Consider the following 26,036-nt stretch of genomic DNA (forward strand, 5'->3'; position numbering starts at 1 on the left):
GCCGATTACCAGCTGGTCTACCGGCAGTCCCATGCGGCTGGCCAGATAGCCGGCGAAAATGTCACCGAAGTTGCCTGTGGGCACGGAGAACGCCACCGGGCGATGGGGAGCACCCAGCGCCAGGCCAGCATAAAAGTAGTAAACGATCTGGGCCATGATGCGCGCCCAGTTGATGGAGTTCACCGCCACCAGCTGACGCCCTTCCGGCAGGAACGACTGGTCGCCGAAGCTGGCCTTGACCATGTTCTGACAGTCGTCGAAATTGCCTTCCAGGGCAATATTGAAAACGTTGTTCTCCAGCACCGTGGTCATCTGGCGGCGCTGCACCTCGGACACCCGGTTATGCGGGTGGAGGATAAAGATGTCCACGTTGTCGCTGTGGTGACAGCCCTCGATGGCGGCGGACCCAGTATCGCCGGAGGTGGCGCCCATGATCACTACCCGCTGGTCGCGCTTCTTCAGCACGTAGTCCAGCAGGTTGCCGAGAAATTGCAGGGCAAAGTCCTTGAACGCCAGAGTCGGCCCCTGAAACAGCTCGAGGATGAATTCGTTGTGGGCGGTCTGCACCAGCGGCGCGATGGCATCGTGGCGGAAGGTGCTGTAGGTATTGGCAATCAGCTCGCGCAGGTCGTCGTCGGGAATCTCACCATCAACAAATGGCGCCATCACCTTGAAGGCCAGCTCCTGATAGGACAGCCCGGCCCAGGAAGCAATTTCCTCTTGGGAAAACTGCGGCAGGGTCTCCGGCACATAGAGGCCACCATCGGTGGCAAGGCCCGCCAGAATGGCATCTTCAAAGCTCAGTACGGGCGCCTGCCCGCGGGTGCTGATGTATTTCACGTTCGTTACCTGTTGTTTATCAGCCCAAAGATTCTACGCGGATGCACACCACGTCACCTTTGGTAGTGGACAGGGACTGGATCTTGTCCACCGCCTCGTCAAGTTTCTGTTCAATGGCGCGGTCGGTCATGATGATCAGGGGCACATATTCCTCGCCCTCTTCACCTTCGTGCTGAATCACCGCCTCAATGCCGATATTCGCTTCACTGAGGATCAGGGTGATTTTCGACAGTACGCCGGGCACATCACGGGCGGTGATGCGCAGGTAGTAAGCGGTTTCCACCTGACCGATGGGCAGCACTTCAAAGTCGTTAAGGGACTCCGGCTGGAATCCGAGGTGCGGCACACGGTGTTCCGGATCGGCGGTCAGGGTGCGAGCCAGGTCGACAATATCGGCGATCACTGCCGATGCGGTGGGTTCAGCACCGGCACCGGGACCGTAATACAGGGTAGGACCGACGGCGTCGCCTTTCACCAGCACGGCATTCATCACTCCGTCCACATTGGCGATCAGTCGCTTGCGGGGGATCAGTGTGGGGTGAACCCGCAATTCGATACCACCGTTGTTGCGACGGGCAATGCCCAGGTGCTTGATCTGATAACCGAGCTGCTGGGCGTAGGCCACGTCCTGGGTTTCCAGTTGGCTGATGCCTTCAGTAAAGACTTTGTCAAACTGCAGAGGGATGCCGAACGCCAGGGAGGCCAAGATCACCAGCTTGTGGGCGGCATCGATACCCTCCACATCGAAGGTGGGATCAGCCTCTGCGTAGCCCTTCTGCTGGGCTTCTGTCAGTACATCCTCAAAGGCTCTGCCCTTGTCACGCATCTCGGTAAGAATGAAGTTACCGGTTCCATTAATGATCCCGGCCAGCCACTGAATGCGGTTGGCAGAAAGGCCCTCACGGATCGCTTTAATAATCGGGATGCCACCAGCGACGGAGGCTTCAAAGGCGACTGTCACACCCTTTTCTTTTGCCGCGGCAAAAATTTCGTTGCCGTGATCAGCAATGAGCGCCTTATTGGCGGTGACCACATGCTTGCCATTTTCGATCGCGCACAGCATCAAATCGCGGGCCACGGTAGTGCCACCGATCAATTCCACCAGGATGTCGATTTCGGGGTTTTTGGCCACGTCGAAGATATCGCGGGTGACGGGAATATCACCGAGGTCGCAGGCGGGGTTATCCCGGCGTGCGCCCACCTGAGCGATTTCAATGGAACAACCCGCGCGCGCGTTGATGACTTGCAGGTTGCGTAGCAGCACATTCACGGTGCCACTGCCCACCGTTCCCAGACCACAAAGGCCGATCTTTACAGCGTTCAACGTATTTGCCTTGATTAAACCGGTTGAGTTAATGATATACAGCCGCCATCACAGCAACACGTCCCTGCCGCAAACCTGATAAACGGGTACCCGTTATGAGGCGGCAGAACACTGTATGACTACTGACTTTACAAAGGGATGGCAACCTTAAAGGGCCGGTGCTTCGGTGTCAATCTGGTGACACCGGGTAACCGGTTGATACCACAGAGCTATGGGCTTTTTAACATACCCTGAGTGACAGTTTTAACCCTGATGGCTGGTAGGGCCAACCACTCATACGATGGTAGAAAAAAGCCTGGAAAAAAGGTTTCAGTACAGCAAACAGGCACTACAGAATTGGAAAGCCATCAGTTCAGACCCATGATGGCGAGCAGTTCGGGTGCCGGACGGTAACCAGGTATTAGGGTGCCGTCTTCCAGAACCAGCGCGGGTGTGCCGTTGACGCCAATCTTCTGGCCCAGTTCAAACTGGGCGGCGACCGGGTTGTCTTCACAGATATTTTCCGGCACCGGCTGGTTATTCTTCAATGCGGTCAAGGCCGACTGCTTGTCATCCGCACACCAGGCTGAGGCAATCTTTTTAAAGGATTTGGAACCGATTCCAGCACGAGGGTAAGCCAGGTAGCGGACTTCTACACCCGCCATGTTCAGCTCCGGCACAGATTCCAGGTGCAGCTTCCGGCAATAGCCACAATCCACATCGGTAAAGACATAGAGATAGGAGCGCGGCTGGTCAACGGCAGGGAAGATGATCATGTCTTCCTCGGCCACGGTAGACATCATTTGCTGACGCATCTTCGCAGCAGCCAGATCCTTGACCGGCACAAACATTCCGGGACGCGACTGGTACATGTCCCCGCTTATCACATATTCACCATCTGCACTGGCATAGAGAAACTGGGTACCGTTAATACGCACCATGTACAGCCCTTCTATAGGAGACGGCTCAACACCGCCAAACTGCATATCGGGCCGGGCTTCCTTGAGCTTGGCAATAATGGCGGCACTGACATCGGCAGGCACGTCTTCTGCTGCAAATACTGACGGGATAATAAGTGCTGCCAACAGCAGTCCGGCGATTTTCTTGAACATAACAACTTATCTCTTGGGGGAAGCGTTCCATTGCGGAAGGGTCTCTTCCGATGACCAAAGTGCAGGGCTTGGAGTCTATGGGAGAACAGGGGTTCCCTCAACCTCTCGGGTGGTGTTGCGCGTGCAGGGATTTGATCCGGGCGCTGGCGATATGGGTGTAGATCTGGGTAGTCGACAGATCGCTATGACCGAGCAGCAATTGCAGCACCCGCAGGTCGGCGCCGTGATTCAGCAAATGGGTAGCGAAGGCGTGACGCAGGGTATGGGGAGACAGAGGTTTTTCTATGCCTGCCGCCTTGGCATAGCGTTTGATGCTGTACCAGAATGTTTGTCGTGCCATCTGCCTGGCGCGGTTGCTGGGGAATAGCACGTCACTTTGTACGGTACCGAGCAGCAGTGGCCGGGCTTCCCGCAGGTAGCGAGCCAGCCAGCTCAGGGACTCTTCACCCATGGGTACCAGACGCTCCTTGCCACCCTTGCCGAACACCCGCACAACACCCTGCCGAGGATTTATCTGGTGAATGGTCAGGCCCACCAGTTCGGTGACACGCAAGCCGGTGGCGTAAAGCACTTCCAGCATGGTGCGATCACGCAACCCCAAAGCTTCTTCCGTGCTGGGCTGCTCCAGTAAGGCTTCCACATCGGACTCAGTCAGGCTTTTGGGGAGTGGCCTCCCGAGCTTGGGGTTTTCCACCAGGGCTGTCGGGTCCACCTGAATGCGATTTTCCCGCACCAGGTAGCGGTAAAAGCTTCGCAGACAGGACAGTTGGCGGGCAACGGAACGTGCGGACACCCCCTGTTGAAAACGGTGAGCCAGGTAACGCTGAATATCGTTGCCGGTCAGGGCAATCAAGTGGAGACCACCGGACTCCGCCCATTCGGCGATGGCGCACAGGTCCCGACGATAGGCATCGAGGGTGTTCTGGCCCAACCCCTTTTCAACCCAAAGGGCATCCAGGAAGGTGTCGATAAGCTGCTGCGCCGGTTGATTACAAGCCATGGCCTACTCTAACCGCCACTTCCGGGACGGGCAATTCTCATTGGAAATCCGCAGGCATAAAAAAGGCACCAACCAGTGGTGCCTTTTTCATACAAGGTCAGAAACTCAGTTGAGTTTTTCCTTGATGCGGGCTGCCTTACCAGACAGTTCACGCAAGTAGTACAGTTTCGCCTGACGCACGTCACCACGACGTTTCACCTGCACGCTGTCTACCAGCGGGCTGTAGGTCTGGAAGGTACGCTCAACACCAACACCATTGGAGATTTTGCGCACAGTGAAGGCAGAGTTAACGCCACGGCTGCGTTTGCCAATCACCACACCTTCAAACGCCTGCAGACGCTCACGGTTACCTTCCTTTACTTTTACCTGAACGACTACGGTGTCGCCCGGGGCAAAGGCCGGCAGCTCTTTATTCATTTGTTCCGCTTCGATGGCGGCAATGATCGGGTTTTTGTTACTCATGGTTTGCTCCTCAGCTATTCTCTGTTGGTGGCATGCCACCTTTTTGAGTAGCGTCGCACAGAGAGGAAAACAACTTAGTCGCTTTCATCTGCCGACTCTTTGACAATCCTGTCCAGTAATTGCCGTTGCTCGTCACTGAGCGCCAGCTCATTCAACAGATCCGGGCGTCTCTGCCAGGTTCTTCGCAGTGACTGCTCTAACCGCCACTGCCTGATCTTTTCGTGGTTGCCCGACAGTAAGACTTCGGGCACCTGTAATGTTTCGTACTGCTCCGGCCGCGTGTAGTGCGGGCAATCCAGCAGACCAGCGGCAAAAGAATCCTGGTCTGCAGAATCCTCGTGCCCCAGCGCACCGGGCAGTTGTCTGATCAGTGCATCCATCAGCACCATGGCGGGCAACTCCCCGCCACTGAGGACGTAATCACCGATGGACCATTCTTCGTCAACTTCCAGCTCAATGAGCCGCTCATCGACACCTTCGTAGCGGCCCGCCAGCAGGATCAGGTCCCCATCACTGGCCAGCTGATTAACTGCCGACTGGTCCAGCACCTTTCCCTGGGGAGAAAGGTAGACGACCCTGGCCGGGCCGCCGATCCACTGCCGCGCCTCATGTATGGCCTGCCGCAGCGGTTCTATCATCATCACCATACCGGGTCCGCCGCCGTAGGGTCGGCTGTCCACCGTCTGGTGGCGGTCGCTGGTGTATGTTCTGGGATTAAAAAACCCCAGCTCCAGCAACCCCTGCCTGATCGCCCTGCTGCTGATGCCATAGTCGCTCAGCGCGGCGAACATTTCGGGGAACAGGGTGACCAGGGCTATTTTCTTCGCCGCCATTCACGCTGCTCCACGCTTAACCATTCAGAAATCGGGGTCCCAGTCGACCTCGATCTTTGCGGCATCGAGATCGACACCTAATACAAATTGTTCCACGTAGGGGATTAGACGCTCTTGCCGATCAAGGCTTTGCGCATCCCCATTGACCACCAGCACATCATTGGCGCCGGTTTCCATCAGGCTCGATACCGTGCCAAGCCTGACACCCTGCTTTGTCACCACGGCCAACCCTTCGAGCTGGTGCCAGTAGTATTCGCCTTCGGTCAAGGCGGGCAAGCAGGCTTTCTCGACAGCGATATCCCGCTGACAGTACTGTCGGGCAACATCGCGATCATCAACACCTTTGAGGTGGACCATCAGTCCCTTGGAGGACATGCGGTGCTGATCAACCTCCAGCTGCAGCCACCCCTCAGCGGACTTTAACCACCAGGGGGAGTAACCGGTAATATTCTCAACCGGGTCGGTAAACGCATGCACCTTTACCCAACCCTTAACGCCGTGAACGGTGGTAATACGCCCGACAATAACCGGATCAATTGGATCCATGGTGCTCAGGCACTCCGCTTCACGCAGGTAATCAGGCGTTGGCTGCTTCTTTTACCAGCTGGTTAACACGTTCTGACAGCGTGGCACCCTGGGCAACCCAGTGTTGTACACGGTCAGTATCAACGCGCAGACGCTCTTCCTGGCCACGGGCGACCGGGTTGAAAAAGCCGATGCGCTCGATGTAACGGCCATCACGCGCCTTGCGGCTATCAGTGACGTGAATGTGATAAAACGGGCGCTTTTTAGAGCCACCACGAGCCAAACGAATGGTTACCATGAAAATTCTCTTCTGTTTCTGTGTTTCAAATTACCGGTAGCCAGGGCCGGTGAGGACCATGGCACGATGCCCAGCACGGGCCGGGCATCGTTGAAAGGCGCGGGATTATAGCGAAAACATCCCCCTGTGTATACCAGAAATAACCCTCTGGAAGTATTAGCAAACTCTAGCGGTATTAAGGGGTTAGAGGGCTGGCGGCAAAAATCAGAACGGGAATTTTTTGCCCCCGGGCATCATCCCACCCGGGGGAAGACCACCGCCTGGCATACCACCACCCTGAGGTAGGTTGCCCGCCATGCCACGCATCATCTGCTGCATGCCTTTGCCCTTCATTTTCTTCATCATTTTGCCCATCTGCTTGTGCTGTTTAAGCAGGCGGTTGAGGTCCTGAAGGGTAGTGCCGGAGCCCATGGTAATGCGACGCTTGCGCGAACCGTTGAGGATATCCGGGTTGCGGCGCTCGGCGGGGGTCATGGAGTTGATGATGGCTTCCATTTTGCCAAACTGGGCACCCATATTGGCCTGTTCCACCATCTGAGACATATTGCCCATGCCCGGCAGCTTATCCAGCAAGCTGGAAAAGCCGCCCATGTTTTTCATCTGCTGCAACTGGTCTCGCAGATCTTCGAGATCAAACTTTTTACCCTTGACGACTTTGTTAGCCAGTTTTTCCGCTTTTTTGCGATCAACGGTACGCTCCACTTCCTCGATCAGCGACATCACATCGCCCATACCAAGGATACGGGAGGCTATACGCTCTGGGTGGAAGGGTTCCAGAGCGTCGGTCTTCTCGCCAACACCAAGGAACTTGATGGGCTTACCGGTAATCTGGCGTACCGACAGTGCGGCACCGCCTCGGGCATCGCCGTCCACCTTGGTGAGAATCACACCGGTCAGTGGCAGCGCTTCATTGAATGCCTGTGCTGTGGTCACGGCATCCTGACCAATCATGGCATCGATCACGAACAGCGTTTCTACCGGGTCTACGGCCTTGTGGATCTGCTGAATTTCCGCCATCAAGGCATCGTCGATGTGTAACCGGCCAGCGGTATCCACCAGCAACACATCCACAAATTTTGTTTTCGCTGCCTGAACGGCATTGCGAACAATATCAACCGGCTTCTGCTCGGCGGTACTGGGGAAATACTCGGCCTCCACTTCGCCGGCCAGGGTTTCCAGTTGCTTGATGGCCGCCGGACGATACACGTCGGCACTGACCACCATGACTTTCTTTTTCTGGCGCTCTTTGAGGTATTTAGCCAACTTGGCCACAGAGGTGGTTTTACCCGCACCCTGCAGACCCGCCATGAGAACCACCGCGGGAGGCTTGGCAGCGAGATTGAGCTCCTCGTTGCTGTCGCCCATGACGTGCTCGAGTTCTGCCTGCACAATTTTCAGGAATTGCTGACCGGGGTTCAGACTGGAACTGACTTCCTGACCAAGGGCCCGCTGCTTGACGCCATCGACAAAGGTTTTCACCACCGGCAGGGCAACATCGGCCTCCAGAAGCGCCATGCGCACCTCACGCAGAGTCTCCTGAATATTGTCTTCGGTAAGGCTGGCCTTGCCCGAAATTTTCTTCAGGCTGGCGGATAAACGATCACTAAGATTTTCAAACATCGCCATAGCAATTCTTTAATACAACGTTGCAAAAGGGGCACAAAGTATAACTGAAAGGTGATGTGGATTGGGATGGAGTCTTTTCGCTATCGCACATCTGTGACACACTTTCGGACCTCCAAGGAAAGCTGTCACCTTATGTTCGTTGCTACTGCCGCCATCGCTGTCTACCTCTGTGCCACGCTGTATCAGGTGTTACAGCTGCGCCAGCATCCGAACTTACGGGTCACCCCGTTGTTCCTGGTGGCTGCTGTAGCTATTGCTTTACACGGTTATGTCAGCCTGCGCTGGGTGTTTACCGCTAAGGGGTTGGACTTCAGCCTTTTCCCGATGAGTACGGCCATCAGCTTTACGATTAACCTGATTGTTCTGATCAGCAGTTTCCGCAAGCCGGTTCACAACCTGTTTTTACTGCTTTTTCCACTGGCGGCAATCATTCTGGCCACCACGATTCTGGTGGGCAGTACACATGTTCCCTGGCAAGCCGTTTCGGCTCCCATTGGCACCCATATTTTTATTTCCATCCTGGCCTACAGCCTGATGTCGATAGCAGCGCTGCAGGCGGCATTACTGGCGCTGAAAAACTGGCGGCTTCGCCACAAACGGTTGGGCAGCTGGTTGCAGGTGGTGCCGCCCCTGCAGACCATGGAAGCACTGTTGTTTGAAGTGCTCTGGGCCGGGTTTATCCTGCTTACACTGTCCCTCATTACAGGCTTTCTTTTTTTCGAAGACTTTTTTGCCCAGCACCTGGCCCACAAATCGGTATTTGCCCTCTGTTCCTGGCTGTTTTACGCCATTCTGCTGTGGGGCAGGCACATGAAAGGCTGGCGGGGAAATACAGCAATACGCTGGACCCTGATCGGTTTCTTCGCCATGGTTCTGGCCTACTGGGGTAGCAAATTTGTGATTGAGGTCCTTCTGGGCTAACCCATAACGGTGCGAAAGCCTCTCAACACCACTGTTTCCAGCCCTATTTCAGCTCTGAAGTTATCCCACGCAACAGTTGCCAATTCCGGCAAACTTCTTCAACATTGGATGCCCTGTGGAATGACGAGGTTTTTCCTCCTTTGGATGACGCCCCACTCTGGCTGCTTTTTAGTATATTAGGTGGCCTTTTACTACTTTCCGGTTTCTTCTCTGGCTCCGAAACCGCCATGATGTCCCTCAACCGCTACAGGTTGAAACACCTGCGCAAACGGTCCAGCGGTGCCCGCAAGGCTCACAAGCTCCTGAAACGTCCCGACCGCCTGATCGGTATCATTCTGATCGGCAACAATATGGTGAACATTCTGGCATCGGCCATTGCGACGGTGATTGCGCTACGCTTGTACGGTGATGCCGGCATAGCCATCGCCACCTTGCTGCTGACCATGGCAGTGCTGATTTTTTCTGAAGTGACACCCAAGACGTTGGCGGCACTGCACCCGGAAGGCATTGCCTTTACAGCCAGCCATATCCTGAGACCTTTGTTGACGCTGTTCTACCCCCTGGTCTGGTTAGTCAACCACCTCTCGAACGGGCTGTTGAGAATCTTCGGCGTCAACCCATCAAAGGTCGTGGATGTCAGCCTCAGCAAAGAGGAAATCCGCACCGTGGTGGACATCTCCAGTCGCAACATTCCTGAACATCAGGATATGCTGATCAATATTCTCGATCTCGAGACGGTCACCGTGAATGACATTATGGTGCCACGCAACGATATTGTCGGACTCAACCTTGAAGACGACATCGACACCCTGTTAACCACGGTGATCAATTGCGGCTACACCCGCTTGCCGGTCTTTACCGGCGATATCAGCCGCGTGGAAGGTTTTCTGCATATGAAAACCATTGCACGCCTGCTACGTTCTGGTGGTGAAGGATTGACCAAGGAGGCGATCAAGCGATTCTCCCGGGAACCTTATTTCGTGCCTGAGAATACCCCGCTGAACAAACAACTCCTGAACTTCCAACAGGCGCGGCGACGTATCGGTCTGGTGGTTGACGAATATGGTGAAATTGAAGGGCTGGTCACCATGGAGGATATTCTCGAGGAGATCGTCGGCGATTTCACCACTAACCGCGCAGAGGATGGCCAGGACGAAATTGTTGCCCTGGATAAAACCATGTACGACATTGAGGGTTCTGCCACCATCCGCGATATCAACAAGAGTAATCTCTGGGATTTACCCGTCGATGGGCCAAAAACACTGAATGGCCTGATTCTGGAACATCTTGAGAGTATTCCCGACGGCAATGTCAGCTTCAGCATTGGCCGCTATCGATTTGAAACTCTTGAGCTGAGCGAAAAGATGGTAGCCAAGGTGCGGGTCAAACGCATGCTGGGAGGAGTCGTATCTTCAGAAGATCACGAAGACGAAGAAGATTAAGTTGGCAGTACGCTAAACAGCAAACAGCCTTTCTTGCAAAGCAAACACCATCAGGCAAAGGGGTTATTTTTTTTGCCCCGCTCAGCCGCTTTACAGATCACATCCAGGCGCTCGTCATCATCCATCAGCAGCCAGTCACGTATTTCCTTGGCGGTTCGATAGCAGCCGATGCACTCGTCATTTTCGTCCAGTGCGCAGATGGATACGCAGGGTGATGTGATGGTGCCGGGTGTAAAAGCCATGTTGAGATTGTCTGGTGGTTATCGGGGAGCGGATTATCGGCGCAATCGGCGCGACCTTCAAGCTGGGGGCCTGAGACTGACGCGATCCGGGTAGTGCAATCGCAGACCAGCATCGAGTGTCAGGTTAAGAAAATCCACCAACACCGCCAACGTAAAGCCCCAGATACGGTACCCCTCGTAGATGTAGCATGGCATATCCAGGCTGTAGTCCTCCCCTGAAAAATGATCCACGGTAAGGTTGGACACATCAAGGAAATAACTGACGGGCACTTCAAATACCGCGTCCAGTTCTTCCGGATTGGCCACCAGCGGCAACGCTGGCTCAATCAGTCCCACATAAGGTTTTACCCTTAACAGATGGCGAGTGCGGTTGACGGGCAGTCCCGCCAGGACTTCCGCTTGGTCAATATCCAGATCAATTTCTTCCCAGGTTTCCCGCAGAGCTGTTGCCAGCAGGTCATCGTCACCCGGCTCCCACTTACCCCCGGGGAAGGCCACCTCGCCACTGTGGGAATTGAGGTGCTCAGCGCGTTTGGTGAGGATGATCTTCGGGTCATGCACTTCGCGGGTGAGGAGAATCAGTATGGCAGCATCCACACCTTCATCGCCACACGGAGCGAGCCGCTCCAGCGGTACGGGTTTTAGGCTGTCAGTTATTTTCTTCAACATCATTCGGTTATGATACTTTCCATAGACTCTCTGTGTACCAGAACTTTTTCACTGAATTGGCCTTCCATGAATTTTTGCAGTCACTGCGGCAACACCATCACGATACGGATTCCCGAAGGGGATAACCGGGAACGCCACGTCTGTGATCAATGCGATAGTGTGCATTACCAGAATCCGCGAATTATCGCGGGATGTATACCGATTTCCGGCAAACGTATCCTGCTTTGCAAACGGGCCATTGCCCACCGTCTTGGCTACTGGACGCTTCCTGCAGGGTTTCTCGAAAACGGCGAAACTGTCATCCAGGGCGCCCTGCGGGAATGTCATGAAGAAGCCCGCGCTCAACTTGAAACCCCCACGCTTTTTGGCATGTACGATATTCCCCATATCAACCAGGTCTATATCTTTTATCAGGGCCAACTGGTGGATGACAGTTATGCCCCCGGTGAAGAGTCTCTAAAGGTAGAGCTCTTTCATGAGCATGAAGTTCCCTGGAATGAATTGGCATTTCCAGTCATTACCCAGGCACTGGAACACTTTTTCAGCGTTCAGGCCATAGATGACTCTGCCATCTGCACGGGTACAATAAACCGGCGACTACGCTGAAGCCCCAGCCTGGGGACTCTATTTTTCCTAAGACTTGACGTCTGCGAGCTGCCAAACATCATAGGCGGGTTCTTCGTAGGGGTGAGCTGACAGCATTGCCTGCAGAGCATTTCGGATCAGCGCATCTTCACACACCATTTCCACGCGAAACTCCTCTACCACCTCAAGCTCATTAACTTTTCCCACAAACGGCTTACTCCCGACCATTGGACGAAATTGCCCACTGCCTCTCACCTGCCAGCAGCAATGCTCATAATCACCAATGCGCCCGGCCCCGCTATCGAATACGGCTTTTTTCACTGTTTCCAGATAGTCGATAGGCACATAGAAAACCAGTTTGTACACGACTGTCGCCTCCTCATAAGATGCACTGAGGTTAACGTGAATACCCTGTATCGGCCAGACTCACCAAGTTCCGGACATCACTAACCGGGCATGACTGCCGCTGCACAGAATAAGCACACGAACTAAAGGGTTTTTATCTATTGCCTCTTTTCTTTCTATAACCGATAATCATTATCATTTAGCGGGTAGCCTTATTAAACCTGAGCACCAGAAAACATGTGAGCTATATGCAATTTAACCAGCTTCAAACAGGTGACTCTGCTGTCGTGCAGGGTTTTAACGATCTCCCGGAGTCCTACCGCAACCGGCTGATGAGCCTTGGCCTCACACCAGGGACAACCTTTACTGTCCAGCATCGGGCTCCCCTTGGCGATCCTATCGCCATACTGGTCAGGGGATTTCGGCTCAGCTTGAGGCAACACGAAGCAGGCAACATCCAGGTTGAGAAACTATGAGCCGGGAATTCACCATTGCGCTGGTGGGTAACCCGAACTGCGGTAAAACCACGCTCTTTAACCACCTGACCGGCACCCACCAGAAAGTGGGCAACTGGCCCGGTGTCACCGTCGAACAGAAGACCGGCCATTTCCAGCATGCTCAAACCCGCTTCAATGTCATTGATTTACCGGGCACCTATTCACTGCACGCATCCTGTGAAGACGACTCCATTGACCAACAGATCGCCCAGCAATTTGTCCTGGAAAAAACTGCCGACCTGATTATCAATATTGTGGATGCCTCCAGCCTGGAGCGTGGCCTTTACCTCACCACCCAATTGATGGAAGCAGAAGTGCCTCTGGTGGTGGCCCTCAATATGATGGATGTAGCTGACCAGAATGGTGTGCACATCGATCCCTATGAGCTATCCGATAAACTCGGCCTGCCTGTTGTAGCTCTGGTGGCCAGTCGTGGCGAAGGCGTCGGTACACTCATTGACGTGGTCGACAACCATCTGCACCGGAACCCTGAAGCCAATTACCCTGTCACTGTGGCCGCGCCCGTAGAGACTGCAGCGCAACGTGTACTGGCCCTGATGAAGCAGGAGAAACCGAACACCACTCGCCTGGAAGCCACGGCGGTGCTGGAGCGCGACAGTCGGATTCTGCAAGGATTCAGCGAAGAGCTGCAAAACAACCTGTTGCTGGAAGTAAACGCACTGCAGTCACAGTTAAATAGCTCTATTTCAGACACGCTGATCACCAATCGCTATCAGTGGATCAACCAGGCCATCGCTACGGCCGTTCACCATGAAGCCATGCACAGACGGTCTATTTCCGATTATCTGGATGCCGTCTTGCTAAATCGTTTTCTGGCATTTCCAGCTTTTCTGGGCGTGATGTACCTGATGTTCATGGTAACGATTAACTTTGGTGGTGCCTTCATCGACTTTTTTGACATTGCAGCAGGCGCCATTTTTGTAGAATTGCCCCGAATGCTCCTTACCGCCATTCATTGCCCCGAATGGCTGACTGCTCTCATCGCTGACGGAGCTGGTGGCGGCATCCAACTGGTGGCGAGTTTTGTTCCCGTCATTGGCACCCTGTTTCTGTTCCAGACGTTTCTTGAAGATTCCGGGTATATGGCCCGCGCCGCTTTCATTCTTGACCGGCTGATGCGCAGTATTGGACTGCCGGGAAAATCCTTTGTGCCGTTGGTCGTCGGATTCGGCTGCAATGTTCCCTCGGTCATGGCCAGCCGGACTCTGGACACACAGCAGGATCGACTGCTCACCACATTGATGGCCCCCTTCATGTCCTGTGGAGCCCGCCTCACAGTGTATACCCTGTTCGCCGCGGCCTTTTTTACCCATAACGGTCAAAATGTGGTCTTCGGCCTGTACATCATCGGTATCGTGCTGGCTGTCCTGACCGGCCTACTGGTGCGTCGCAAAATGCTCAGCCGGGACATCGCTCCGTTCATCATGGAACTGCCCAATTATCACGTCCCCACCTTGAGGGGATTATTGATCCACAGCTGGCATCGCCTGCGTGGTTTCATGCTACGGGCCGGTAAAGCTATTGTCGCGGTCGTAATCATTCTTAACTTTGTGAATTCCATCGGCACCGATGGCAGCTTCAACAACCAGAACACCGAACGCTCACTACTTTCCAGCATTGGTAAAACCATTACCCCCATTTTTGAGCCCCTGGGTGTAAAAGAGGAAAACTGGCCGGCAACCGTCGGGATTTTCAGCGGCATTTTTGCCAAAGAAGTAGTGGTTGGCACCCTTGATGCCCTCTACACCGACATGGCCCGTGCCGGCAGCAGTACTACCGATGAAACATCGCCCAGTATTGGCGGGATGTTAGGCGAGGCGTTTGCCTCAATACCCGCCAACCTGGCGGAGGTTAACCATATGTGGGGAGATCCACTGGGGCTTAGTGTCGGCGACCTGGCAGATCAACAGGCCGCCGCCCAGGCTCAGGAAGTCGAACTCACGACCATCGGCTTGATGCAACAGTTGTTTGCAACACCCATCGCCGCTTTCAGTTACATACTGTTTGTTCTGCTTTACATGCCCTGCGTAGCGACCCTCGGAGCAATCTACAAAGAAGCCGGCGGTACCTGGGCCTTCTTTTCGGCGACCTGGAATACACTGCTGGCCTATGCCGTTGCAGTCATGACCTACCAGCTGGGTACTTTTTCTGAACACCCTGAGCAGTCATTGATGTGGACTGGTGCGATGGCAGCAATCCTGTTGGCGGGTTATTTTCTACTGATGGAATACGGCAAACGGCAGGCACGACGCCAGAACCTGATTCCGGCTGTCAATTTGCACGGTTAAGCGGTTTTCTGTGAAAACGTCTGGACGCCATTCAACAACTGGCGACAGGTAATCTGGCCCACCAGCTTGCCCTTCTCAACAACCGGGCAGCGGCGAAAACCACGTTGCAACATTTCCTGAGCCACATCGACAATATCTGCGTTTGGCGAGACGCAATAAACATCACGGGTCATTACACCGCTGACGGGGCCGACACTGGTTTCCTGATTGTAGCGGGCGGAAAGAATGGCTCCCAGGCAGTCCACTTCTGACAACATACCCACCAGGTTATTCTCGTCGTCCACCACACAAACCCCGGAAACCTTATTCGCCACAATGCGGTCAATCGCCACAAACAGGTCATCATTCAGATTGACCTTAATGGGATTGCGGAGCATGTAATCTTTCAGTTCGACTGAATTAAGCATATGTACAAACCTTTAACGACTCTCTGTTTAAGCTTAATCAAGAATTTCAGAAGAGAAACCCCCGTCCTGGGAAATTTCTCCCACAGAAAGGTGCTAGAAATACCCCTGAAGCAAATTGTTGTGGTTCAGGGGCAGAGTGTTTTATAAGAAAAGAACGATCACTTGTCAGGCAAATGGATGTCTTAAAATGATGGTCTCCACCCGATCCGGTCCAGTGGAAATAATATCCACCGGCGTCTTGAGTATTTCCTCAATACGCGAAATATAGGCACGCGCGTTAGCCGGTAGGTCATCCAGTGATTTGGCACCGATTGTAGAATCCTGCCACCCTGGGATTTCCTCATAAATAGGCACCAGCTTTTCATAATCATCAGCGTGGCAGGGTGCGGCTGCTTCATTACCTTCGGCATCCTGATAACCCACACAGAGCTTGATGGTATCCAGACCATCCAGCACATCCAGTTTGGTCAGACACAGGCCAGATACCGAGTTGATACGGATCGCCTGCTTCAGGGCCACAGCATCAAACCAACCACAGCGCCTTTCACGCCCGGTTGTAGCGCCAAATTCATGCCCTTTTTCACCCAAGTGCTTGCCGATAGCATCAAAAAGCTCCGTAGGGAACGGCCCGGAGCCAACCCGGGTGGTGTAGGCTTTGGTGATACCCAGCACGTAATCCAGATAAAGCGGACCAAAGCCGCTACCAGTAGCTGTGCCACCGGCAGTGGTATTAGAAGACGTTACGAAGGGATAGGTGCCGTGATCAATGTCCAACAGGGAACCCTGGGCCCCTTCAAACATGATGTTTTTGCCCGCTTCACGGGCCTCATGCAACTCACCGGTTACGTCGGCAACCATGGGCTCCAGCTCCTCGGCCCATTTCACAGTTAGAGCCAGTGTCTCTTCATAACTGACCGCATCTTCCTGATAATAGTTTGTCAGCATGAAATTGTGATAAGCCATCAACTCTTTCAGCTTGTTGGCAAACAGCTCACGATTAAACATATCACCCAGGCGCAACCCCCGACGGGCTACTTTATCTTCATAGGCCGGACCAATGCCGCGGCCAGTGGTGCCAATCTTGGCATTGCCCCGGGCTCGCTCGCGGGCCTGATCGAGTGCAATGTGCACGGGCAAAATCAGCGGGCAGGCCGGAGACAGTCGCAAACGCTCCCGCACAGGTACACCCTTGCCTTCCAACTCGGCCATTTCCTCCAGCAGCGCCTCTGGCGACAACACCACGCCATTGCCGATCATGCAGGTAACGTTGTCGCGGAGAATGCCGGAAGGAATCAGGTGCAGCACCGTTTTCTGGCCTTCGATAACCAGCGTATGACCCGCGTTATGGCCACCCTGGAATCGCGCTACTACGGAAGCCTGATCAGTCAGCAAGTCAACGATCTTGCCCTTGCCTTCATCACCCCATTGGGTGCCCAGCACCACTACATTCTTACCCATGTGTTCTCTCTAGCCCTGAAATGGTTAAACAGGTTTTACTTGGTAGGTACCGTCCACCAGCAACAACTGGCGGTCACAGTGTAATTCCTCATAGTCAGGCTGCTGGCCGGGAAACCCACAGACCACCCTTTCCCCCTGCTGTCTAAGTCCAGCGATGGTATCGCGAAGCTCATCACCCTCTGTGACAGGCACATAAATACCTGCAGGAATAGGAGTATTTGTAGCGATCTGAGCCAATGCCTGCAAACTCATATTGAAACCGGTGGCTGGCCTGGAGCGACCGAACCCTTCGCCTACGTGGTCATAGCGACCACCATTGCCAATGGCCTGACCCACGCCTTGCGCATAAGCGGCAAACACAATGCCGGTGTGGTAGTGGTAACCGCGAAGTTCACTCAGGTCCATATAAATATTCAATTCCGGATAACAGGCCTGAAGGCCATCAACAGTCTGCTGCAATTCATCTAAGGCCAACTCAACCTCGGCGGGAGCCTCTGCAAATAATGTGCGGGCGCGGTCCAGAACATCAACACCACCGGCCAAGTCCACCAGTGCACGAAGCAGGGTTGCCATTTCAGGGTCAGACACATTAGCCATCAGCCAACTGTCCAGCTCCGGCACAGCCTTGCGCTGCAGCAATTCAAACAGTTCAGCTTCCTGATCGGACGACAACTCAGCACATTCCAGCAGACTGCCATAAACGCCCACATGCCCCAGGTCCAGCTGAGGCCTGTTAACACCGATCAACTGCAGCGTTTCCAGCATCAAGCTTATCACTTCGATATCCGCCGCCAGCCCTGCTTCACCGTAGAGCTCGACGCCAATTTGTATCGGTGAGCGGCTTTCCAATGCATGGCGGGGACGGGTATAGAGCACGGTGCTGGCATAGCACAGACGGCTGGGGCCCTGCCGTTGCAAGCTATGGGCATCCATGCGACTGGTTTGCGGAGTTATATCTGCGCGAATACCCATGGTGCGGCCACTGAGCTGGTCCGTCACTTTGAAGGTCATCAGGTCTAGGTCTGAACCCGTTCCGCTTAGCAGGGAGTCAGTAAATTCCACCAGCGGAGGTATGACCAGGTCATATCCCCAACTGTGATAAAGGTCAAGCACCTGCCGTCTGAGTCGTTCTATCTGCAGTGCCCGGTTGGGAAGAATTTCCTCCACCCCGTCTGGCAACAGCCATCGATCCGCCACAGTCATTGTCATTACCCGTTGATCAAGAAGAGTGCACCGGCTCCGAGCAACATGCTACACAGACCCATGATCCGCATACTGCGATCATCGACCTGAGCCAACAGGGATGCCATATTGCGCCAACGCCCGGGAGCCAGAAAAGGCATAATGCCCTCCAGCACCAACATCAGACAAAACGCCTTGGCCAAATCCACCCACATACAAACACTCAGACAGCCATAAAAAAACCGGGGAACCCCGGTTGCAGAATTCTACCACTGTCTTGCAGCAGTTGCTGCATTTTTGTTGGGACTTCAGGTGACCCCGATCGCCTGTAGAAACGGGCCCCTCGGGGCCCGCTCTATTTTACTTACCCTGCTGCCTGTCAAGATAGCGAAAGAAATCGCTGTCCGGATCAACCAGCAGCACGTCGCCCTTATTGGAAAAGGCCTCACGGTAAGCTTTCAGGCTGCGCTGAAAGGCGTAAAACTCAGGGTCTTTGCTGTAGGCTTCGGCATAAGTTGCCGTCGCGACCGCATCACCTTCACCACGGGACTCTTCCGCTTCTCGGTAGGCGTTCGCCAACAGAATCGTGCGCTGACGATCTGCATCTGCGCGGATTTTTTCCGCTTCTTCCGCGCCTTTTGAGCGCAATTCGCGGGCTTCTTTTTCCCGCTCTGCCGTCATACGACGATACACCTGCTCACTGACCTCAGAGGGCAGATCAATGCGCTTGACCCGCACATCGACAACCTCCACACCCAGAGACTGCCTGACAGTGGTATTCAGGTAATCTTTGATGTTCTCCATCAGCATGTCACGTTCACCGGACACCACTTCGTGTAACGTGCGCTCACCGAACTGGTTCCGCAGTCCATCGTTGACCCGGCTGGCCAGACGATCATGGGCTACGGCCTCATTGCCGCCGGTGGATTTATAGTAGGTATCCACATCGGCAATACGCCACTTGGAATAGGCATCCACGATCAGACGTTTTTTCTCTACCGTAAAGAAGCTGGCGGGCTCTGCATCCAGAGTCAGTACCCGGGCATCAAACTTGCGAATCTTGTCTGCCAGTGGGATTTTGACATGCAACCCCGGCGTGATTTCACCCTCAATGAGTCGACCAAAGCGCAGCTTAACGGCGCGCTCGGTTTCCTGAACCACGTAGAGTGAAGAACTCGCCAAAATCAGTGCAAGGGCGATAACCACCAGCAAACCTGTTGAACGGGTAGTCATTAGCGTACCTCCCTACGACTGCTGCTTGTGATGGTTTCACGCTTCAGGCGGTTAACCACTTCATCGGCGATACTTTTGACATCACTGCCTTTGAGGCCAGAGGCAGCACTGCTGCCAGAAGCGCTAGATTCAATGATTTTATCGAGCGGCAGGTACAGCATGTTATTACCGCCCTCAACATCGATCAGCACTTTCGAGCTGTTGCTCATCACATCCTGAACCGCATCCAGGTAGAGTCGCTGGCGCGTGACTTCCGGCGCTTTCTGATATTCGGTCAGCAGGGCCAAAAAGCGATTCGTCTCACCCTGGGCCTCAGCAACTACCTGTTCTTTGTAGGCCAGTGCCTCCTCAAGCATACGCTGAGCTTTACCACGAGCCTCAGGAATGATGCCGTTTGAATAGGACTGGGCCTCATTGATGAGCCGTTCCTGGTCTTCCCGCGCCTTGATCACATCATCGTAGGCCGCTTTCACCTCTGAGGGTGGCTTGGCCTCCTGAATGTTGATTTTGCGTACCAGAATACCGGCACCGTAACTGTCCAGATACTGTTGCAGACGCAGTTTGACTTCTTCGGCAATTTTGCCACGCCCCGTAGAGACCACCTCATCCAGGGAACTGCTGCCCACGACATGACGCAGTGCACTGTCGGTGGCATGACGAAGGCTAAGCTCCGGATTCTTCACGTTCAGCACGAAGTCTTTTACATTGTTGATGTTGTACTGCACCGTCAAGGGCAGTTCGACAATGTTTTCATCCTGGGTCAGCATCTGGCCACGAGAGGAGTACTGACGCTCTTCCGTCACGCGCTCCTTGAAAACACGGTCCAGCAACAATGGGCGCCAGTTCAGACCCGGACCTACGGTGTCCAGGTATTTACCCAGACGCAGTACCACGGCCTGTTCTTTTTCATCCACCTGATAAAAACCAAACAGGCCCCAACCGGCGACCAACACCACCAGAACGATGGCGAGCAGGTTATTGTTACCAGAACCACCTTTTCCACCGCCGGAACCGCCAAAAATTTTATCCATACGGGCACGGAGCTTCTGCAGCGCCTCATCCAGGTCTGGCGGACCATCTCCACCGCTGTTGCCACCCCAGGGGTCTTTGCCACCACCGGGCTCATTCCAGGCCATAGTCTTCTCCGTTAATTCGCTCGTTATGAAACGGCTGCTGATTGTACCAAGCCGCCCTGCAAATACTACGTTTTCAGTATCAATTCATCTAAAAGCTTGCCCCCGATAGGGCCCGACAAAGCCTGATCCGCATTCATTGAGGCATGAGGTGTCATGCAATGTGTTGATGATTGCCAGAAAGTTTACGTAATTCTTCCAGCGTCAGATTTTCTGCTTTCAACAAGCGTAAAAAATCTGTCTTGGGCAAGGTAATGTCCAATTGGACTTCACCTGTGCCACCCTGCCTTTCCGACACCACGGCATTGCTGCTGTACAACATGGCCCGCAATCGCCCCATGGTAGGGGGCAGAACAATCGTTTCCCGCACCATCTCTGAACCGAGTAATTCGATCAGCGCCTCGAACAATAGTTCACAGCCCTCTCCTGTCTGGGCGGAGAGCCACACAGCACAGGGGCGCCCACTGTCATCACGCTCCAGTCGAGGAGTGCTGTTTTCAATAAGATCGATTTTGTTAAATACCAACAATGTCGGCAATTCTAGGGCGCCGATCTCCGACAAGACTTCATCAACCCGTGCAATGTTGGTCGGCCGCTCCTCACTGTGGGCGTCAATGACATGCAACAACAGTGAAGCACTTGCCGCTTCCTCCAGAGTTGCACGAAACGCTTCCACCAGCTTGTGGGGCAAATGACTAATAAAGCCAACAGTATCGGCCAGAATAACTGGCCCCAGGCCTTCCAGTTCAACCCTGCGCATAGTGGGATCCAGCGTGGCAAAAAGCTGGTCTGCCGCGTAGACCTCGGAATTCGTCAGGCGGTTGAACAGTGTCGATTTTCCGGCATTGGTGTAACCCACCAGGGAAACTGTGGGCAATTCGGCACGCTGACGGGAACGCCGCCCCTGGTCGCGCTGACTACGAACTTTTTCCAGGCGTTTCTGAATGGATTTAATTCTCGCGCGTAGCAGCCGCCGATCTGTCTCCAGCTGGGTTTCACCCGGACCGCGCAGACCGATACCACCTTTCTGTCTTTCCAGGTGAGTCCAGCCACGGACCAGGCGGGTCGACATATGCTGCAATTGCGCCAGCTCAACCTGCAATTTACCCTCGTGGGTGCGGGCTCGCTGGGCGAAAATATCCAGAATCAGCCCGGTGCGATCCAGAACACGGCACTTGAGTGCCGCCTCCAGGTTTCGTTCCTGGCTCGGGGAAAGGTTGTGGTTAAAGATCACCAGTTCGGCACAGGTCTCATGAACCAGCTCAACCAGTTCTTCAAGCTTACCGGTGCCGACAAAATATTTTGGATGTGGTGAACTGCGCTGCCCTGATACCAGAGCAACCGGATCGCCACCAGCAGACAGTACGAGTTCCTCAAATTCCCGGGGGTCTTCAGGTTCATCCTCACTGCTCAGGTTTAAATGCACCAGAATAGCGAGCTCACCTGACTCCGGTCGTTCAAAAAACAATCAGTACCTCTTCAGTTATTCGCCAGCATCCATCATGTCATCCGGACCGCCGGGGGTCGACATGGGCAAACGCACAGGACGTGAAGGGACCACAGTAGAAATGGCATGCTTGTAGACCATTTGGCTGACGGTGTTTTTCAACAGGACGACGAACTGATCGAAGGACTCAATCTGGCCCTGTAATTTGATACCGTTGACCAGAAAGATCGAGACAGGGATACGTTCTTTTCGTAAGACGTTTAGAAAAGGGTCTTGTAGATTATGCCCTTTTGACATTGTGATTCTCCTAAATAAAGGAACAAAATAAACCGCCGTAAAAACATTCAATCACTTTTTGCTACGGCGAAACCGGAAATCCATGTAGGGAAGCCATCATACTCGTGGGCCTACACCTTGTATATGGGTTCATTTTGCAGAATTTTCAAGCACTCTGCCTCAATCTCGGAAAAATTTATTGACTGGCCAGTCACAGTGTCAATAAAAATTTCATGCAACCCGGTCCATCCCCGTAACCACGTGAGCTGGCGTTTTGCCAGCTGTCGGGTCGCCGCCATGCCAGCCTGCACCATTTCATCATAGGTCAGTTCCCCCGCCAGATATTGCCACATCTGGCGGTAACCCACGGCTCTCATGGAAGGCATGTCTTCCTGAAGATCCCCCCGCTGGAATAAGTGCCGCACCTCAGCTTCCAGACCTGCCTCCAACATGGTCATAAACCGCTGCTCAATACGATGGTGTAACAGGGCCCGCTGATGGACCAACAAGGCAATTTGGGTCACCTGATAACGCTCACCCACAGGGCCAAGACGACTCCCCTGCTGCTGCTCCTGCTTGAACACGGACATTGGCTTTCCGGTAGCACGATACACTTCCAGAGCACGCTGTATGCGCTGAGAATGATTAGGATGGATATTGTCAGCCGACTGGGGGTCAACCTGTGCCAGTTGCTGATGCATCCAGGGCCAGCCCTTTTCCTGTGCCTGTCTCTCGATGTCCTCGCGGATTTCCGGCGAGGCAGGAGGCATATCCCCCAGCCCATCCAGCAAGGCCTTGAAATACAACATGGTGCCGCCCACCAGCAGAGGAATTTTTCCAGCAGCTCGTATATCGTCCATGGCCTGTCTGGCATCCCGCGCAAACGCAGCAGCAGAATATGACTCAGCCGGGTCTTTAATATCGATTAAACGGTGGGGGGCGTGCTGAAGCACCTCGATAGAAGGCTTGGCGGTGCCAATATCCATACCCCGGTAGACCAGTGCCGAATCCACGCTGATCAACTCCACCGGCAGGTGTTGCTGCAGAGCAATAGCCAAGTCGGTTTTACCCGTCGCCGTCGGCCCCATCAGGAAAATGGCCGGATGCAGTTTATCTACCATCGGACATTACCCCTTGCGCAAACGGCATGCTCTCAGCAATGGTATCGAGTTTGAGAAGCTGCATGAGGAGGCGATCGACACCTAGTGCTACCCCAGCACAACCTGGTAACCCGTGGGATAGGGCGGCGAGAAGTTTTTCGTCCACGGGAGGCTCGGATTTACCGGCAGACTTGCGCAACCTCATATCTTCCAGAAAACGGTTCTTCTGCTCCACCGGGTCGGTCAGCTCATAGTAACCATTTGCCAATTCCATACGATTGAGAAATGCCTCAAATCGCCGGGCGACCTGCCGACCACAACTATTGGTATCGACTCGAGCCAACGCTGACTGGCAGGCCGGGTAATCGTGGACAAACACCAAGCCATCCTGCAGTGTCGGCTCGACGGCGAGACTGAATATCAAATCCAGGCAAGTGGACCGGCTTTCCTGCGCAAAGCTACTACCCGAAAGGTCTGACGCATATTCTTGCACAGCTACTAAATCTGCCACATGGGGATCGAGACCGGTTGCCTCTTCAAACACCTGACCATAGCTATAGGTCACCGTATTCAGATCGGCGATCAGGGGCGACAATAGCGCCGCCACCTCAGACATCAACTGATGCTCATCCCAGCCCGGGCGATACCATTCAAGCATGGTAAATTCAGGATTATGTCGCGGCCCCACTTCGCCGTCACGGAAGGCTTTTCCAAGGTAATAAATACTGCCACAACCGTACGCCAGCAAGCGTTTCATGTAGTACTCGGGGGAGCTTTGCAGATACTGCACACTGTCGTTGACACTGGTTTGCAGACAATCAATATGCAAATCAGATACACAAGACTCCGCTAGCACCGGAACATCCACTTCAATAGCTCCGGTTGCAACGAAATGGGCACGGAGATGTGACAACAGCTTCGCCCTTTGCACCAGGGTTTCCAGCGTTGCCGTCGGCCGCCAATGTGCCTTCCTGTCTAGACTCAACAGAAACTCCCAAAAAACCCTTTCACACGACAACCAGGCCATCTTGCCCCGGTTATCACCCAAATAAAAAAGGGTGGCCAGTGCCACCCTTATTCAGCCTGCATAGTTCAAGCATATACCCGATAGAAATCTGGCTTACTTCATATGCTCAGCTACATGCTACGCACGGCTGAGATATTCGCCGGTACGGGTATCAACACGAACCACATCACCAATGTTAAGGAACAGAGGAACCTTCACTACGGCTCCAGTGGCCAATGTAGCCGGCTTGGTGCCACCCTGGGCAGTGTCGCCCTTCAGGCCCGGGTCGGTCTCAACAATTTCCAGCTCCACATGGTTCGGCGGCATCACGGAGAGGGGTGCACCGTTGTAGAGAGTGACAATAACGGTGTCCTGTTCGCGCAACCACTGGGCAGCATCGCCAACTATCTTGGCATCAGCCTGATGCTGTTCAAAGGTGTCCGGCTCCATAAAGTGCCAGTATTCACCGTCATTGTAGAGATACTGCATATCCCGGTCTGTGACATCAGCTCCTTCCAGACTATCGCCCGACTTGAAAGTACGCTCCCAAACCCGACCGGTTTTCAGGTTGCGTAAACGAACACGGTTGAAAGCCTGTCCCTTGCCAGGTTTTACAAATTCATTCTCCACAATGGAGCAGGGATCGCCATCCAGCATGACTTTCAGACCGGAGCGAAATTCGTTGGTAGAATAGTTTGCCATTATTGCCTCAACACTCGGTAAATACTTCCTCAAAATAAGAGCGCGCTATGATAACCGGTTCTGCCACAACTGTGGATAGCCTGAGCTGGCAAGAACAACTTGCCACCAGTATCCGCGATCCCAAAGAGCTCCTGCAGAAGCTGGAGCTCGACCCCGCACTATTGGATGGTGCACTGGCGGCCCACAGCGACTTCCCACTGAGGGTACCCCAGGCTTACCTGCAGCGTATTGAGCGTGGCAACCCCAACGATCCCTTATTGCGCCAAGTGCTACCCCTGGGTACTGAACTACTGGCCACACCTGGATACAGCAACGACCCTCTGGAAGAGTTGAATGCCAACCCTGTACCGGGCCTGGTACACAAATATCACGGCAGGGTATTACTGATTGTCAGCCCCAACTGCGCCATCAACTGTCGCTACTGCTTCCGTCGCCACTTTCCCTACGGGGACAACAAACCCGGCCGCAGCGAATGGCAGCAGGCACTGGACTATATTGCCGCGGACCCATCCATCAGCGAAGTAATTTTCAGCGGGGGCGATCCCCTGGCGGCCAGCGACCGCCAGCTTGAATGGCTGACATCACAATTGGAGGCTATCCACCACGTGAAACGTCTGCGTATTCACACCCGTCTGCCCGTGGTCATCCCCGACAGGATCACCGACCACCTGCTGCAATGGCTAGGCGATTCCCGGCTGTTCACATCAGTGGTGATTCACAGCAACCACCCCAACGAGCTCGACGAGAATACTCGCAACGCACTGGTTCGTTTACGCAATACCGGTATCACTCTGCTGAACCAAACTGTACTTCTGGCAGACATCAACGACGCACCCCGAGTTCTTGGTCAGCTTTCCGAGCGCCTGTTCGAGTGCAGCGTACTCCCCTATTATCTCCATCAGCTCGACCATATTGCCGGTGCCGCCCATTTCGCTGTATCCGATGAGCTCGCCCGCTCATTGCATCGGGAGTTGCTTGCCACCCTGCCTGGCTACCTGGTGCCAAAACTGGTCAGAGAGCTGCCGGGGATCCCTTACAAAATGCCCATAAACCTCCAACACGCACCATAATAAATGTGATATG

General features: G+C 54.1%; 28 protein-coding genes and 1 pseudogene. 6 read left to right on the forward strand and 23 right to left on the reverse strand.

The window, feature by feature from the left end; all coding sequences use genetic code 11:
* The 9 genes from thrC to ffh form a co-directional block, all read right to left on the reverse strand.
* Positions 1–840, reverse strand: an 840-nt coding sequence (thrC, locus tag ACYZYZ_RS04950) for a threonine synthase (protein ID WP_461483467.1), incomplete at its 3' end; no start/stop codon positions are given.
* A 19-nt stretch (positions 841–859) separates the two neighbouring features.
* Entirely contained in the window at positions 860–2,164 is a 1,305-nt protein-coding gene (locus ACYZYZ_RS04955; RefSeq protein WP_461483468.1) for a homoserine dehydrogenase, read from the reverse strand.
* A 347-nt stretch (positions 2,165–2,511) separates the two neighbouring features.
* Positions 2,512–3,255, reverse strand: coding sequence for a DsbC family protein (locus ACYZYZ_RS04960; RefSeq protein WP_461483469.1), 744 nt, complete (start codon positions 3,253–3,255; stop codon positions 2,512–2,514).
* 97 nt (positions 3,256–3,352) lie between these two features.
* Positions 3,353–4,255: a site-specific tyrosine recombinase XerD gene (gene xerD, locus ACYZYZ_RS04965; protein ID WP_461483470.1), complete on the reverse strand. Its 903-nt coding sequence runs from the start codon at positions 4,253–4,255 to the stop codon at positions 3,353–3,355.
* Between the two features lie 105 nt (positions 4,256–4,360).
* Complete coding sequence (gene rplS, locus ACYZYZ_RS04970; protein WP_305169986.1) at positions 4,361–4,717, reverse strand: 50S ribosomal protein L19; 357 nt, start codon at positions 4,715–4,717, stop codon at positions 4,361–4,363.
* A gap of 74 nt (positions 4,718–4,791) precedes the next feature.
* Entirely contained in the window at positions 4,792–5,550 is a 759-nt protein-coding gene (gene trmD, locus ACYZYZ_RS04975) for a tRNA (guanosine(37)-N1)-methyltransferase TrmD (protein WP_305169985.1), read from the reverse strand.
* Positions 5,551–5,574: 24 nt separating this feature from the next.
* Positions 5,575–6,096 carry a ribosome maturation factor RimM gene (gene rimM, locus ACYZYZ_RS04980; protein ID WP_305169984.1) on the reverse strand — a complete coding sequence of 174 codons (522 nt, stop codon included), beginning with the start codon at positions 6,094–6,096 and terminating at the stop codon, positions 5,575–5,577.
* A 31-nt stretch (positions 6,097–6,127) separates the two neighbouring features.
* Positions 6,128–6,373 carry a 30S ribosomal protein S16 gene (gene rpsP, locus ACYZYZ_RS04985; RefSeq protein WP_305169982.1) on the reverse strand — a complete coding sequence of 82 codons (246 nt, stop codon included), beginning with the start codon at positions 6,371–6,373 and terminating at the stop codon, positions 6,128–6,130.
* A gap of 204 nt (positions 6,374–6,577) precedes the next feature.
* Positions 6,578–7,993, reverse strand: a complete 1,416-nt coding sequence (gene ffh / locus ACYZYZ_RS04990; protein WP_461483490.1) for a signal recognition particle protein — start codon at positions 7,991–7,993, stop codon at positions 6,578–6,580.
* 138 nt (positions 7,994–8,131) lie between these two features.
* On the opposite strand from ffh, the gene ACYZYZ_RS04995 reads away from it, so the two are divergent.
* Entirely contained in the window at positions 8,132–8,920 is a 789-nt protein-coding gene (locus tag ACYZYZ_RS04995; protein WP_461483471.1) for a cytochrome C assembly family protein, read from the forward strand.
* Positions 8,921–9,060: 140 nt separating this feature from the next.
* The gene (locus tag ACYZYZ_RS05000; protein WP_305169980.1) at positions 9,061–10,362 is read left to right on the forward strand and encodes an HlyC/CorC family transporter; all 1,302 of its coding nucleotides are present in this window, start codon (positions 9,061–9,063) and stop codon (positions 10,360–10,362) included.
* A 50-nt stretch (positions 10,363–10,412) separates the two neighbouring features.
* Here the strand turns inward: ACYZYZ_RS05000 and ACYZYZ_RS05005 are convergent, their stop codons facing one another.
* Complete coding sequence (locus ACYZYZ_RS05005; protein ID WP_305169979.1) at positions 10,413–10,604, reverse strand: DUF1289 domain-containing protein; 192 nt, start codon at positions 10,602–10,604, stop codon at positions 10,413–10,415.
* A 57-nt stretch (positions 10,605–10,661) separates the two neighbouring features.
* On the reverse strand, positions 10,662–11,276 hold the full coding sequence (locus tag ACYZYZ_RS05010) for an NUDIX hydrolase (RefSeq protein ID WP_305169978.1): 615 nt from the start codon (positions 11,274–11,276) through the stop codon (positions 10,662–10,664).
* 63 nt (positions 11,277–11,339) lie between these two features.
* Between ACYZYZ_RS05010 and ACYZYZ_RS05015 the strand changes: the two are divergent.
* Positions 11,340–11,750: pseudogene (locus tag ACYZYZ_RS05015) on the forward strand (NUDIX hydrolase); the annotation flags it as partial.
* 156 nt (positions 11,751–11,906) lie between these two features.
* On the opposite strand, the gene ACYZYZ_RS05020 reads toward ACYZYZ_RS05015, so the two are convergent.
* The gene (locus ACYZYZ_RS05020) at positions 11,907–12,224 is read right to left on the reverse strand and encodes an NGG1p interacting factor NIF3 (protein WP_461483472.1); all 318 of its coding nucleotides are present in this window, start codon (positions 12,222–12,224) and stop codon (positions 11,907–11,909) included.
* Positions 12,225–12,451: 227 nt separating this feature from the next.
* On the opposite strand from ACYZYZ_RS05020, the gene ACYZYZ_RS05025 reads away from it, so the two are divergent.
* The gene (locus ACYZYZ_RS05025; RefSeq protein ID WP_369427778.1) at positions 12,452–12,679 is read left to right on the forward strand and encodes a FeoA family protein; all 228 of its coding nucleotides are present in this window, start codon (positions 12,452–12,454) and stop codon (positions 12,677–12,679) included.
* A complete protein-coding gene (feoB, locus tag ACYZYZ_RS05030; protein ID WP_461483473.1) occupies positions 12,676–15,009 on the forward strand; it encodes a Fe(2+) transporter permease subunit FeoB in 2,334 nt (777 codons plus the stop codon). The genes ACYZYZ_RS05025 and feoB overlap by 4 nt, the downstream gene beginning before the upstream one ends.
* Here the strand turns inward: feoB and ACYZYZ_RS05035 are convergent.
* From ACYZYZ_RS05035 to efp, 11 genes are all read right to left on the reverse strand, one after another.
* Positions 15,006–15,416: a CBS domain-containing protein gene (locus ACYZYZ_RS05035; RefSeq protein ID WP_461483474.1), complete on the reverse strand. Its 411-nt coding sequence runs from the start codon at positions 15,414–15,416 to the stop codon at positions 15,006–15,008. The two genes, feoB and ACYZYZ_RS05035, sit on opposite strands and share 4 nt — an antisense overlap.
* A gap of 165 nt (positions 15,417–15,581) precedes the next feature.
* Positions 15,582–16,874: an adenylosuccinate synthase gene (locus ACYZYZ_RS05040; protein WP_305169972.1), complete on the reverse strand. Its 1,293-nt coding sequence runs from the start codon at positions 16,872–16,874 to the stop codon at positions 15,582–15,584.
* 24 nt (positions 16,875–16,898) lie between these two features.
* Positions 16,899–18,077 carry an ATP phosphoribosyltransferase regulatory subunit gene (locus tag ACYZYZ_RS05045; RefSeq protein WP_461483491.1) on the reverse strand — a complete coding sequence of 393 codons (1,179 nt, stop codon included), beginning with the start codon at positions 18,075–18,077 and terminating at the stop codon, positions 16,899–16,901.
* A 5-nt stretch (positions 18,078–18,082) separates the two neighbouring features.
* Entirely contained in the window at positions 18,083–18,271 is a 189-nt protein-coding gene (locus tag ACYZYZ_RS05050; protein WP_305169971.1) for a DUF2065 domain-containing protein, read from the reverse strand.
* A gap of 145 nt (positions 18,272–18,416) precedes the next feature.
* Positions 18,417–19,289, reverse strand: coding sequence for a protease modulator HflC (hflC, locus tag ACYZYZ_RS05055; protein ID WP_305169970.1), 873 nt, complete (start codon positions 19,287–19,289; stop codon positions 18,417–18,419).
* Positions 19,289–20,425, reverse strand: coding sequence for an FtsH protease activity modulator HflK (gene hflK, locus ACYZYZ_RS05060; RefSeq protein WP_305169969.1), 1,137 nt, complete (start codon positions 20,423–20,425; stop codon positions 19,289–19,291). The genes hflC and hflK overlap by 1 nt, the downstream gene beginning before the upstream one ends.
* A 151-nt stretch (positions 20,426–20,576) precedes the next feature.
* On the reverse strand, positions 20,577–21,890 hold the full coding sequence (hflX, locus tag ACYZYZ_RS05065) for a ribosome rescue GTPase HflX (RefSeq protein WP_461483475.1): 1,314 nt from the start codon (positions 21,888–21,890) through the stop codon (positions 20,577–20,579).
* A gap of 15 nt (positions 21,891–21,905) precedes the next feature.
* Complete coding sequence (gene hfq / locus ACYZYZ_RS05070) at positions 21,906–22,166, reverse strand: RNA chaperone Hfq (protein ID WP_305169967.1); 261 nt, start codon at positions 22,164–22,166, stop codon at positions 21,906–21,908.
* A 110-nt stretch (positions 22,167–22,276) separates the two neighbouring features.
* The gene (miaA, locus tag ACYZYZ_RS05075) at positions 22,277–23,266 is read right to left on the reverse strand and encodes a tRNA (adenosine(37)-N6)-dimethylallyltransferase MiaA (protein WP_461483476.1); all 990 of its coding nucleotides are present in this window, start codon (positions 23,264–23,266) and stop codon (positions 22,277–22,279) included.
* Positions 23,256–24,230, reverse strand: a complete 975-nt coding sequence (gene epmA / locus ACYZYZ_RS05080) for an EF-P lysine aminoacylase EpmA (RefSeq protein ID WP_461483477.1) — start codon at positions 24,228–24,230, stop codon at positions 23,256–23,258. The genes miaA and epmA overlap by 11 nt, the downstream gene beginning before the upstream one ends.
* 159 nt (positions 24,231–24,389) lie before the next feature.
* Positions 24,390–24,953: an elongation factor P gene (gene efp / locus ACYZYZ_RS05085; protein ID WP_305169964.1), complete on the reverse strand. Its 564-nt coding sequence runs from the start codon at positions 24,951–24,953 to the stop codon at positions 24,390–24,392.
* Between the two features lie 47 nt (positions 24,954–25,000).
* On the opposite strand from efp, the gene epmB reads away from it, so the two are divergent.
* Complete coding sequence (gene epmB / locus ACYZYZ_RS05090; RefSeq protein WP_461483478.1) at positions 25,001–26,023, forward strand: EF-P beta-lysylation protein EpmB; 1,023 nt, start codon at positions 25,001–25,003, stop codon at positions 26,021–26,023.
* The last annotated feature ends 13 nt before the right edge of the window (positions 26,024–26,036 follow it).

The organism is Porticoccus sp. (assembly GCA_023261185.1).
Taxonomy (GTDB): domain Bacteria; phylum Pseudomonadota; class Gammaproteobacteria; order Pseudomonadales; family Porticoccaceae; genus Porticoccus; species Porticoccus litoralis.

Bases quoted from the DNA above. Each gene is read 5' to 3' on its own strand.
- ACYZYZ_RS04960 (WP_461483469.1), bottom strand. From the start codon at position 3,255: ATGTTCAAGAAAATCGCCGGACTGCTGTTGGCAGCACTTATTATCCCG.
- xerD (WP_461483470.1), bottom strand. From the start codon at position 4,255: ATGGCTTGTAATCAACCGGCGCAGCAGCTTATCGACACCTTCCTGGAT.
- rplS (WP_305169986.1), bottom strand. From the start codon at position 4,717: ATGAGTAACAAAAACCCGATCATTGCCGCCATCGAAGCGGAACAAATG.
- trmD (WP_305169985.1), bottom strand. From the start codon at position 5,550: ATGGCGGCGAAGAAAATAGCCCTGGTCACCCTGTTCCCCGAAATGTTC.
- rimM (WP_305169984.1), bottom strand. From the start codon at position 6,096: ATGGATCCAATTGATCCGGTTATTGTCGGGCGTATTACCACCGTTCAC.
- rpsP (WP_305169982.1), bottom strand. From the start codon at position 6,373: ATGGTAACCATTCGTTTGGCTCGTGGTGGCTCTAAAAAGCGCCCGTTT.
- ffh (WP_461483490.1), bottom strand. From the start codon at position 7,993: ATGTTTGAAAATCTTAGTGATCGTTTATCCGCCAGCCTGAAGAAAATT.
- ACYZYZ_RS04995 (WP_461483471.1), top strand. From the start codon at position 8,132: ATGTTCGTTGCTACTGCCGCCATCGCTGTCTACCTCTGTGCCACGCTG.
- ACYZYZ_RS05005 (WP_305169979.1), bottom strand. From the start codon at position 10,604: ATGGCTTTTACACCCGGCACCATCACATCACCCTGCGTATCCATCTGC.
- ACYZYZ_RS05010 (WP_305169978.1), bottom strand. From the start codon at position 11,276: ATGATGTTGAAGAAAATAACTGACAGCCTAAAACCCGTACCGCTGGAG.
- ACYZYZ_RS05025 (WP_369427778.1), top strand. From the start codon at position 12,452: ATGCAATTTAACCAGCTTCAAACAGGTGACTCTGCTGTCGTGCAGGGT.
- feoB (WP_461483473.1), top strand. From the start codon at position 12,676: ATGAGCCGGGAATTCACCATTGCGCTGGTGGGTAACCCGAACTGCGGT.
- ACYZYZ_RS05035 (WP_461483474.1), bottom strand. From the start codon at position 15,416: ATGCTTAATTCAGTCGAACTGAAAGATTACATGCTCCGCAATCCCATT.
- ACYZYZ_RS05040 (WP_305169972.1), bottom strand. From the start codon at position 16,874: ATGGGTAAGAATGTAGTGGTGCTGGGCACCCAATGGGGTGATGAAGGC.
- ACYZYZ_RS05045 (WP_461483491.1), bottom strand. From the start codon at position 18,077: ATGACTGTGGCGGATCGATGGCTGTTGCCAGACGGGGTGGAGGAAATT.
- ACYZYZ_RS05050 (WP_305169971.1), bottom strand. From the start codon at position 18,271: ATGTGGGTGGATTTGGCCAAGGCGTTTTGTCTGATGTTGGTGCTGGAG.
- hflC (WP_305169970.1), bottom strand. From the start codon at position 19,289: ATGACTACCCGTTCAACAGGTTTGCTGGTGGTTATCGCCCTTGCACTG.
- hflK (WP_305169969.1), bottom strand. From the start codon at position 20,425: ATGGCCTGGAATGAGCCCGGTGGTGGCAAAGACCCCTGGGGTGGCAAC.
- hfq (WP_305169967.1), bottom strand. From the start codon at position 22,166: ATGTCAAAAGGGCATAATCTACAAGACCCTTTTCTAAACGTCTTACGA.
- miaA (WP_461483476.1), bottom strand. From the start codon at position 23,266: ATGGTAGATAAACTGCATCCGGCCATTTTCCTGATGGGGCCGACGGCG.
- efp (WP_305169964.1), bottom strand. From the start codon at position 24,953: ATGGCAAACTATTCTACCAACGAATTTCGCTCCGGTCTGAAAGTCATG.
- epmB (WP_461483478.1), top strand. From the start codon at position 25,001: ATGATAACCGGTTCTGCCACAACTGTGGATAGCCTGAGCTGGCAAGAA.